The 9,697-nt window shown below is 63.7% G+C and carries 12 protein-coding genes and 1 pseudogene; 6 read left to right on the top strand and 7 right to left on the bottom strand.

What is annotated here, in order from left to right; genetic code table 11:
• Positions 1-193, top strand: a 193-nt coding sequence (locus tag AB4Z51_RS43270) for a hypothetical protein (RefSeq protein WP_441499613.1), incomplete at its 5' end; no start/stop codon positions are given.
• A 209-nt stretch (positions 194-402) separates the two neighbouring features.
• On the opposite strand, the gene AB4Z51_RS43265 is transcribed toward AB4Z51_RS43270, so the two are convergent.
• The 4 genes and pseudogenes from AB4Z51_RS43265 to AB4Z51_RS43250 form a co-directional block, all read right to left on the bottom strand.
• Positions 403-555: a hypothetical protein gene (locus AB4Z51_RS43265; protein WP_167768065.1), complete on the bottom strand. Its 153-nt coding sequence runs from the start codon at positions 553-555 to the stop codon at positions 403-405.
• 188 nt (positions 556-743) lie between these two features.
• Positions 744-1,470, bottom strand: a pseudogene (locus AB4Z51_RS43260) (helix-turn-helix domain-containing protein).
• 146 nt (positions 1,471-1,616) lie between these two features.
• The gene (locus tag AB4Z51_RS43255; protein ID WP_135214938.1) at positions 1,617-1,850 is read right to left on the bottom strand and encodes a hypothetical protein; all 234 of its coding nucleotides are present in this window, start codon (positions 1,848-1,850) and stop codon (positions 1,617-1,619) included.
• Between the two features lie 143 nt (positions 1,851-1,993).
• Positions 1,994-2,272 (bottom strand): hypothetical protein, encoded by a 279-nt coding sequence (locus tag AB4Z51_RS43250; protein ID WP_038945498.1) that lies wholly within the window; start codon positions 2,270-2,272, stop codon positions 1,994-1,996.
• A gap of 311 nt (positions 2,273-2,583) precedes the next feature.
• Between AB4Z51_RS43250 and AB4Z51_RS43245 the strand changes: the two genes are divergently transcribed.
• Positions 2,584-3,045: a host attachment protein gene (locus tag AB4Z51_RS43245; RefSeq protein ID WP_441499612.1), complete on the top strand. Its 462-nt coding sequence runs from the start codon at positions 2,584-2,586 to the stop codon at positions 3,043-3,045.
• Between the two features lie 30 nt (positions 3,046-3,075).
• Here AB4Z51_RS43245 and AB4Z51_RS43240 read toward each other — a convergent pair whose 3' ends face one another.
• Entirely contained in the window at positions 3,076-3,339 is a 264-nt protein-coding gene (locus AB4Z51_RS43240; RefSeq protein WP_063982649.1) for a hypothetical protein, read from the bottom strand.
• Between the two features lie 288 nt (positions 3,340-3,627).
• Between AB4Z51_RS43240 and AB4Z51_RS43235 the strand changes: the two genes are divergently transcribed.
• From AB4Z51_RS43235 to AB4Z51_RS43225, 3 genes are all read left to right on the top strand, one after another.
• Positions 3,628-4,074, top strand: coding sequence for a hypothetical protein (locus tag AB4Z51_RS43235; protein WP_063982650.1), 447 nt, complete (start codon positions 3,628-3,630; stop codon positions 4,072-4,074).
• Positions 4,075-4,172: 98 nt separating this feature from the next.
• On the top strand, positions 4,173-5,045 hold the full coding sequence (locus AB4Z51_RS43230) for a DMT family transporter (protein WP_028153619.1): 873 nt from the start codon (positions 4,173-4,175) through the stop codon (positions 5,043-5,045).
• Between the two features lie 91 nt (positions 5,046-5,136).
• The gene (locus tag AB4Z51_RS43225) at positions 5,137-5,883 is read left to right on the top strand and encodes a hypothetical protein (protein ID WP_063982651.1); all 747 of its coding nucleotides are present in this window, start codon (positions 5,137-5,139) and stop codon (positions 5,881-5,883) included.
• Between the two features lie 56 nt (positions 5,884-5,939).
• Here AB4Z51_RS43225 and AB4Z51_RS43220 read toward each other — a convergent pair whose 3' ends face one another.
• Together AB4Z51_RS43220 and AB4Z51_RS43215 are read right to left on the bottom strand one after the other, a co-directional pair.
• Positions 5,940-6,248: a histone gene (locus AB4Z51_RS43220; RefSeq protein WP_167768064.1), complete on the bottom strand. Its 309-nt coding sequence runs from the start codon at positions 6,246-6,248 to the stop codon at positions 5,940-5,942.
• Between the two features lie 66 nt (positions 6,249-6,314).
• On the bottom strand, positions 6,315-7,706 hold the full coding sequence (locus tag AB4Z51_RS43215) for a cryptochrome/photolyase family protein (RefSeq protein WP_244623176.1): 1,392 nt from the start codon (positions 7,704-7,706) through the stop codon (positions 6,315-6,317).
• Positions 7,707-7,875: 169 nt separating this feature from the next.
• On the opposite strand from AB4Z51_RS43215, the gene AB4Z51_RS43210 reads away from it, so the two are divergent.
• Positions 7,876-9,606 carry a methyl-accepting chemotaxis protein gene (locus tag AB4Z51_RS43210; protein ID WP_135214934.1) on the top strand — a complete coding sequence of 577 codons (1,731 nt, stop codon included), beginning with the start codon at positions 7,876-7,878 and terminating at the stop codon, positions 9,604-9,606.
• Positions 9,607-9,697 lie beyond the last annotated feature (91 nt).

Raw genomic sequence — 9,697 nt, 5'->3', positions numbered from 1 at the left:
CTCTTCCATCACCGAACTCGCTTTCCACGGCATCGACACCTCCCGCGGAACAAAAGCGGAAAGTGTAACCCATGTGTCCGGTACGTTCTGTCACCTATGTCTCGGGCCGCTCATCAAACAGTTATCGGCATTCGACGCCAGAACGGTTTTCGCGGTTTGCAATCAGTTTGCAAAATGGCTGCATATTCGTTGACTTACAACCTTTGCTGGTCGGTTTGCAGAGCGCCGAATAACTCAGCAAAATCAACACCCCCAATTGAGTCCGGTTTGCAATTAAGTAATTGAAATTACTTGAAAAAGATCTGATTTCGATTCCGAGGGTCGGGAGTTCGAATCTCTCCGAGCGCGCCACTTGTCAGGCTGGAGCCTCCAGGCCCCGGCCGGCTCAATCCGCGGGTCCCCTTATTTGCCCTGGATCTTCAGCCCATTGGGGCCGACATTGATCTGCAGGCCGTCGGGCTGTTTCTTCGCTTGGTAGAGGTTGTAGCCGAGCACGGCTGCGGTGACGACCAGAGCGCCGATGATCAGAAACAATAGATTGCGGCTGATGGACATTCTTTTCCCTGAACCACCTGGTTGACGGCGAGAAAAACCCCGCGCGTAGGGCGCGCGGGGTTTCTCAGCGCGCCCCCGGGGCTGGCTGGCGGCGCACTGCTCGGACCTGACAACGTCGTTCGAGGGAACCTGTTCCATAGCCGCCCGACGCGTGGTCAAGGCGAGCCATCGGCGTTGCGCCTGTGATGTCAGCTCGCGGAACGGCAGGTGTGCCGGGCCCGTGCCAGCGTGTCGGAGGGCGCCTCGTGGAAGGTCGCGCGGTAGGCCGCGGCAAACTCGCCGAGGTGATGAAATCCCTGGGCGCGTGCGCACGTGGCGACCGTCGCGCCGCCGCCCTTCAGGAGCCGCGAGCGTGTGGCCCACAGCCGCTTCAGGCGGATGTATTGATGCAGGCTCATGCCGCGCACCTTGCTCACCGCGCCGCCGAGCGTTCGGACCGAAACGCCCAACTCGCCGGCGAGATTGGCCGTATAGATCGGAGCGGTCGGATAGGCCGAGACGTAATCGTCGATCTGTTGCACGAGCCTGGCTGATCGCGCGCCTGCATTCGGGGCGGTGCGATCAGACAACGGGTCGATTTGAAACAGGTCGTCGAAGGCGAGCAGCAGACCCTCCTGGAGATGCGCGGCGACCTCGGTGGTTTCGAACATGTGCGGCTCTACGGACGTCGGTCGGTTTCGGGATCACCATGCCGCCCGGTGCGCGATAGGCGGTATCGAGAATCCGCGCAAACGACCTCGCCACGATGATCCGGCACCCCGGCAGGTTCACGATCGCACGCGCCGCAGCGAAGTTGGCGACGTCGAGCGGAATGCTGCGGGCGTCTTCCATCGACTCAGCCGGCCGAAACGCGTCGACATCGGAAAACCGGATCAACTGGAGCGCGGAGGAGGGGGCGAGAGCGTCGAAGAACATGCTTCTGGCCGAATGCTGAAATGTGACAATTAAATGAAAATCGATACATCGCAATCAATGGCGAAACAGGATGATTCAGTAAACCGGATTCCGGGCCGTAGTATTGCGGACATCATGCCACGCGGCGCGGCGGGTCGATGTCACCGTCAACGGTCCCGGTTCATCGGTTGGCCTGAGGCGAGGTCGATGAAATGGAGACGCGTGCAGGCGGGACAGGCGAAGGACTCGAAGCTCCGCCCCTCGAGCCGCCGCCCCTCAAGCCCCCGCTCGTCAGGCCTTCGCTCGTCAAGGCTCCGCTCGTCAGGCCTTGGCTGCCTCTCGAGATGCGTCTGCACATTCATGCCCGTCTGGGGGCATCGGAAAACAATGAAATCCGCCATCGATGTAGAATGACGGCGCATCGAATTTCATCTTTGATCTAGATCAGTTTTGGAATCGCTCCACGCAAGCCGCGGGTACGCGAATGGACGCAACGCGCGATCTCGCAAAAGCGAAGGGGCCCGAGAGGGCCCCCCTTTGGAAATCACCAGCGGCGATAGCGTGGTCCGTAATAGCGAGGCCCATAGGCGCGTGGCCCATACCCATAATATCGGGGCCCGTAATACGGCCGCGGGCCGTAATACCCATAATAGTTCGGGCGCCAGAAACAGCGTCCCCAGGCGTCGCAGACCATGCGGACCTGCTCGACGTCGGAGACCTGCGGCGTCGCAGGTGCGGGCGCGATGGGCATGGCGGACGCCGCCGGTGATGCCATGATGGCACCGAACAGGGATGCGGCGACGAGGCCAGTCTTGAGATTCATGATGTCTTCCTCTGCTTACGCAATACAGGATATCGAAGTTGTTCTGATCAAATTGTGGCGGAACCGAAATGTAATGCTGATGAACAAATCTTCAGCAAAGCTCGCCGCAGACCTGACCTTTCGCTTCGCAAGACTATCCCAGGTTCGCGCGCGTGACCAATGCTGCGCTTGCACTGGCGCTGCCTGGCAGGACATTGCGTTCATCTTTGATCCTGCGCAATTCGCCGGCGCGACTTCATCCCTAGTCTTGCCGTAGCCAGCGCTTCGAGGAATTCGAAGAGCAGGCTCGCGAGATTGCCTGGAGCTGTGCAATGGACAAGATGAGAATAGACAAGGGTGACCGGCTGATCGTGTGCGACGGGCGCAAGGCGCTCATTCTGGAAAACCTCGGCGACGAGATGTTTCCGAACCTCCACACCCGGGAGGTGCACGAGCAGCCCAATCCCTCGACCAGTGCGCAAGGGACCGATGCGCCGGGCCGGCTGAACGCCGCCGTCGGCGGCGCGCGCAGCTCGGTCGAGCAGACCGATTGGCACGATGAGGCCGAGCGTGCCTTCCTGCGGAACCTGGCCGGCCGGCTCGATGCCGCCGTCAGCGCGGGCGAGACCTCGGCCCTGACCATGGTGGCCTCACCACGCGCGCTCGGGATGATCCGCGCCGATTATTCGGTCGTGGTGCGCAAGGCGCTTCAGGGCGAGGTCGGCAAGGACCTCGTCAAGCTGCCGGTCTACGAGATCGAGAAGCAATTGCTGCTGTCGGGCGCCGCCAAATAGCGGCACCCGCAGAGGACGCGCCAGCGCGCCTCAGAAGCAGGGGTGCCGGCGGCCGTCCTGGCCGATATAGGTGGCCGAGCTCTGGTAGCAGCGGTTGTTCGACGGGCCATCGTAGAAGGCGAAGGTGCCGGGGGTAACGCCGGGCCCGTAATTGTGCAGATAGCTGATCGGGTAGGGCAGCGGGTTGGTGTAGTGGCGGTGGTACCGGTGGTGTCCACGCGCCTCCGCAAGGCTGGGGGCGAGGATTGCGGCCGACAGGGCAGCAACCGCGGCTACAAGCTTCAACGTGCTCATCTCGATTCTCCGGAACCCGCGAATAGGTTAGGTGTTTATAGCCATTTCGAGCCGCTGGGACACCCGTCCGGCACCCCGAAATCAGGGCCAAACCCGCAGATTCCCGGGTGGGTGTGACAGAATTGCCGGAAGCGGGTCCTTGGCTGCCCATTTTTGGCCTTTTCGGGATGCTTAACGAATTCCCCACACAAGTATGGCCAAAGAGAATTCGCTTAAGAATCCTGTCGCCGGCCCTTTGGGGGTCCTTCGAGGCCGGTTCATTCCTGAAGGCTTTCGCCGTCACGCACCATGCGCATCACGCTTTTGAGCCTGCTGTTGCTCTCCGTCGCCGCCGCCACGCCGGCGCGCGCCGAGCTGCACATCACCCGTGACCACGGCGGCTACGTCGAGGAGTACAAGGCCAAGTACAAGCGCGTCCGCGAGAAGGGTGAGCGCGTCATCATCGACGGCATCTGCAACTCGGCCTGCACCCTGGTGCTCGGCATGGTGCCGATGAACAAGATCTGCGTGACGCCGCGCGCCAGCCTCGGCTTCCATCAGGCCTATTACGACAAGGCCTTCACCTTCGGCATCAAGGTCACCAGCGCGGAGGGGACGTCCGACCTGATGTCCTACTACCCCAACACGGTGAAGGACTGGATCCGCCGCAATGGCGGGCTCACCACCGACATGAAGAAGATCAAGAACGGTGTCGAGCTCTGGAAGATCATCGACCCCTGTCCGGAAGAATGGTGAGCGGCTGAGCTGCGCTCCCGCTGTCCGTCGCAGCGCAGCATCGCTCGTTTGGAAATTCGCATTGCCGCACAGGCCCCGGTCGGGCAATGAGGGCGGCAATGAACCATAATCAAGAAGCCCTGACCGCCCGCGCCGCACCGATCCTGTTCGTCGTGCTCTGGAGCACCGGATTCATCGGCACCAAATACATCATCAACAACGCCGATCCCTTGACCTATCTCGCCATTCGCATGGCGATCGTGGTCGGCCTGATGGCGATCATCGCAGCGATTGCGCGACCGAAATGGCCGGACCGTGTCGACGTCGCGCATAGCGCCGTTGCCGGCATTCTCGTCCACGGCTTCTATCTCGGCGGCACGGCCATTGCGATCGCGCATTCGATCCCGGCCGGACTCTCGGCGTTGATTCCGGGCCTTCAGCCGATCCTGACCTCGACCATCGCCAACCGCTGGCTCGGCGAACGCGTGACGCCGGTGCAATGGGCGGGGCTGGTGCTTGGCCTCGGCGGTGTAGCGCTGATCCTGCACGGCCGTCCGATGACCGGCGAGGCGGGGCTCGGCTGGCTCGCCTCGGTGGTGTCGCTGATCAGCATCACGCTCGGCACGCTCTATCAGCGCCGCTACTGCAACCACATCGACTGGCGCGCCGGCAATCTCGTGCAATATATCGCCGTCACCGTCTTCTTCACGGTCGGCGCCTTCCTGTTCGAGGACCGCGTGGTGCACTGGACGCGGGAGTTCGTRCTCGCGCTTGCCTGGCTCGCCGTGGCGCTCTCGATCGGATCGATCGGGCTGTTGTACTGGCTGATCCGCCACGCAGCTGCGACCTCGGTTGCGAGCCTGTTCTACCTCGTGCCCGCCGTCACGGCGCTGATGGCCTATCTGCTGTTCGGGGAGAAGCTCGATGCGCTGGCGATTGCCGGCATGGCGATGTGCGCAGCAGCGGTGTTCGTGGTCAATCGGCGTTTCTAGGCAGGCAAGCCAGTACGTCGGAATACATCCCTGACGTGCGGCTCGTGCTAGGCTGGACTGATTTCAGCTTCCCTTTGGCAAGGTGATTTCCATGAAAAAAGCACGGCGTGCACTGCTCGGCAGGTCCTTGAGGCCGGTCCGGATTGCCTGCATCAACTACGCCGAGGAGATGATGAGCGAGCGGATGATGGGGAGGCTCACGGCGGCGCTCCAGAAATGCTACGACGAGCATTTCCTGCCGGTCTGGGGCTATCCCATCGATCTCGACGTCACCCGCAACCCGAAGCCGACGGACTGGCAGCTGCTCTATTTTGACGACGCCACCCACAAGAACTTCCTCGGGCGGCACGAGCTGACGCACCGCGGCCAGCCGATCTCAAAGATCTTTCTGAAGGCACTCGGCGAGGACGATCCGGTCAGCCTGGCGGCCTCGCACGAACTGTTCGAGATGGTGCTCGATCCCATGGCCAATCTGTGGGCCGACAAGACTCGGCACACCCAATATGCCTACGAGGTCTGCGACGCCGTGGAAGAGGAGTCTTTTCTCGTCAACGGCTTTCCTATGTCGAACTTCGTCTATCCGTCCTGGTTCGAACCGTTCGAGCATCCCCGCGGCACCAAGTTCGACCATATGGGGTCGCTCAAGGCACCGTTCTCGATGACGGAAGGCGGCTATGTCATCAAGAAGGTCAACGGCCGGAAGGTGATCAAGCAGTTCGGCTCATCCGAGAAGCGGAGGCGCTTCGCCAAGGAGGACCGGCGCGGCCATCGCAGCGAATTTCGTGATCCGCAAGGCGAGCATCACCCGGGCCGGCGCGCAGCCAAGCGGCGAGGGTAGGGGCGGGAGAAGTCTCCGGGCGCGCCCGTACCCGGAGACCTGCTCGAGCGCTGCGATCAGCGCTTGGCCTTCTTTTTCGACTTGGCCGCCTTCTTCGCGGACTTCCTGGTGGCTTTCTTTGCAGCCTTCTTGGCCGCTTTCTTCGACGACTTCTTTGCAGCCTTCTTCGAAGATTTCTTCGCAGATTTCTTGGATGCCTTCTTGGCTTTCTTCTTGGAAGCCTTCTTCGGCGCTACTTTCTTCGCGACCTTCTTGGCGGCTTTCCTGACCTTCTTGACGGCGGTGACTGCGGCTTCGCTGGTTGCCTCCACGGCGGTGGTGATCGTGTCCAGCGCCTGTTCGGTGATCGGCTTCTCGTCGTCCATATCGTCCCCCACGGTTTGTATGGAGCGATGACGATAGCGGGTTTCAAAATAGTGTCAAAGCAGCGCTCAACCTTTGCGGATCTTTGCGTAGGCGGCGAGCGCGCGCTCGCGCCCCTTCGCGTGATCGACGATCGGCTGCGGATAGGTCTTGCCGAGCGTGACGCCCGCGCTCGCAAGCTCGATCGGTGATGCCTGCCAGGGCTGATGGATCAGCCTGGCCGGCACGTCTTTCAGCTCGGGTACCCAGCGCCGGACATAGGCTCCATCAGGATCGAACTTCTCGCCCTGGAGAGTTGGATTGAACACGCGGAAATAGGGTGCGGCGTCGGCGCCGCAGCCGGCGACCCATTGCCAGTTGGCGGGATTGCTGCCGGCATCCGCATCGACGAGCGTGTCCCAGAACCAGCTCTCGCCGTCGCGCCAGTCGATCAGGAGATGCTTGACCAGGAAGGACGCCACCACCATCCGCACCCGGTTGTGCATCGCGCCGGTGTGCCAGAGCTCGCGCAGGCCGGCATCGACGATGGGATAGCCGGTGCGTCCGCGCTGCCAGGCGGCGAGCGCTTTCTTGTCGCCCTTCCAGGGAAAGCCATCGAAATTCGTTTGCAGGTTTTCGGTGGCAAGGCTCGGGTGATCGTGGAGGAGGTGGCGGCAGAATTCGCGCCAGCCGAGCTCGCTCAGGAATTTTTCGACGCCGGGCCCGATCGCGGGATTCTCCGCTGCTGCAAAGCGCGCGGCGTGCCAGATCTGCCGCGGGCTGAGCTCGCCGAACCTCAAATGAGGCGACAGGCTTGAAGTCCCCTCCCGATCCGGGCGGTCGCGATCGCCGACATAGACGCGCGCGGTGTGCATGAGGAAGTCGCGCAGGCGCACGCGGGCCGAGGCTTCACCCGGCGTCCAGGTCTGGCGCAGGCCGCCAGCCCAGTCGGGCTTTGTCGGCTCGAGCGTCCAGCTCTCCAGCGCGTCGCTGGCGAGCGGCGGCGCGGGGCGTAGCTCCCGCGGTGCGGGCAGAGGCTTGGGCGGATCGCCCAGCGACAGCATCCGCCGCCAGAACGGCGTGAAGACGCGAAGGCCGCGGCCCTCCTTGTTGCGGATCGCCGAGGGTGGGACCAGCAAGTCGCCAGGGAAGCTCTGCGAGTCCACGCCGCGCTTTGCCAGCGCCGCTTCGAGCTGTTTCTCGACGGCGTGGTGTGGCGCCTGCGCGACCCCGTTCCAGTAGACCATTGCGGCTCCGCTCTCGCGCGCCACTTCGGGGATCACCTTGGCCGCCGGCCCCTTGCGCAGGATCAGCGATCCGCCGCGCGTGGCGATCTCGGCGCCGAGCGCCCGCAGCGACTGCGCCAACCACCAGCGCGTCGCACCGCCCGGCGGCCGTCCGGCCATCTCATCCATCACATAGAGGCAGATCACCGGCGCGCCTGTCTTGGCGGCAGCATGGAGGGCGGGATGGTCGGACAGGCGGAGGTCATCGCGGAACCAGGCGATGACAGGCGGCGCGCTTGGCGTGGTCAGGGCAGGCCTCGTTTACAATTTGGCAAGCATGCCGCGTGCGGCGGTGTGAACCGTCGTTAATTCGGTCGTAAGCCGATTGCATGAATATGCAGGAATTCCGGGGGTAGTTCCATTCATGTCCAACCGTGCGACGGCAAAGTTCTTGCCGCAATTCAAGCTGGGTACCAAGGCCGTCCTGTGCGCTGTGCTGCTGATCGCCGTGAACACGGCGCTTGTGGTCGGCGCCGGCTACTGGTCGCTCACCTCCGCCTTCAACGATCGCGCGCTGCGCGACATCGAGGTTAATTTGCGCACGCTGGCCCTGGCTTTTGCCGAGGTCGTTCCCGACGCGAAGATCACGATGCGGGATGGCGGGGTCGCGCGCGCCGAGATTCCCAAAATGCCGGAGTTCAGGGATCACGCCATCGTCGATCGCGCGGTGTCCTATGTCGGCGGCAACGCGACCCTGTTCGTGTTCGATGATGCGAGCGGGCAGTTCGTCCGCCGCTCGACCAACGTGAAGAAGGAGAACGGCGACCGCGCTGTCGGGACCCAGCTAGCCGCCGATCATCCCGGGCAGGCCGTCCTGCGCCGCGGCGAGGCGTACAGGGGCCCGGCCACGCTGTTCGGCAAAACCTTCATGACCGCCTATTTCCCGGTCGCGGATGCCACCGGCAAGGTCGTCGGCATTCTCTATGTCGGCATCCCCATGGCGCAGTTCGAGAGCATGCTGACCCAGGCCATCGAGAGCATGGCGATTGCGGCCGGTATTGCGGCGCTCCTGGTCCTGGTCCTCACCTTGCTGGTCGTCCGCCGTATCACCAGGCCGCTGACCTCGGTCACGCGCTCGCTGACGGCGCTCGCCGAAGGCAAGAGCGACGTCGAGATCGATTGCGAGGATCGCGCCGACGAGATCGGCGAGATCGCCCGCACGGTCGCGGTGTTCAAGAGCAACTCGCTGGAGCGGGCGCGCCTGCGCAGCGAGCAGACCGCGGCCACTGCTGCCGCGGCGGAGCAGCGCAAGGCGGAGCTGCGCAATTTCGTCGAGCAGTTCCGCGGCGGCGTCGGCGGCATCCTCGACAAGGTGCTGAGCTCCTCCGGTGAGTTCGAGCGGGTGGCGCGGCAACTTACCGACACCGCACGCTCCACCGCCGATCTGTCGGCGCAGTCGGCCGGCGCATCCGAGAACGCCTCCGAGCACGTGCGCACGGCGGCCTCAGCCTCCGACGAATTGTCCCAGTCGATCTCCGAGATCACCCGCCGGGTGCAGGAATCGAACGAGATCTCCGCCGAGGCGGTACGGCAGGCCGAAGCCACCGACCAGCGCATGGCGCAGCTCTCGGAAGCGGGGGCGCGCATCGGCGACGTCGTCAAGCTGATCACCTCGATCGCCGAGCAGACCAATCTTCTGGCGCTGAACGCCACCATCGAGGCCGCGCGCGCCGGGGACGCCGGTCGCGGCTTCGCGGTGGTGGCCCAGGAGGTCAAGACGCTCGCCGGCCAGACCGCCAAGGCGACGGACGAGATCTCGAACCAGATCGCCAGCATGCAGCTTGCAACGGAGGAATCGGTCACCGCCATCAAGGCGATCGGCCAGACCATCGAGCGCATCAGCGGCATCGCGGGCTCGATCTCGGCCGCGGTCGAGCAGCAGAGGAGCGCCACCCACAACATCGCAGCCAGCGTTCGCGCTGCGGCCTCCGGTACTGCCGATGTCGCGGTCAATGTCCGTCACGCCGCCAAGGGCGCGAGCGAGACGGGAGAGACGTCGAGCCGGATGTTCGCCTCTGCCCAGGCGCTGTCAGGCGAGAGCCTGCATCTGAAGGCCGAGGTCGACAGCTTCCTCGACCGCGTGCACGCGGCCTAATCCAACTCGGTCATTTCCGGGGCGGTCCGAAGGACCGAACCCCTGGTGCGCAATGGGCGGTCCGAAGGACCGAACCCCTGGTGCGCAATGG

The sequence above is a fragment of the Bradyrhizobium sp. 2TAF36 genome (genome assembly GCF_052114925.1).
In the GTDB taxonomy this organism is placed as follows: domain Bacteria; phylum Pseudomonadota; class Alphaproteobacteria; order Rhizobiales; family Xanthobacteraceae; genus Bradyrhizobium; species Bradyrhizobium barranii.
Note: the sequence above shows the minus strand (reverse complement) of the source record. Positions and strands in the feature narration are given on the sequence as shown.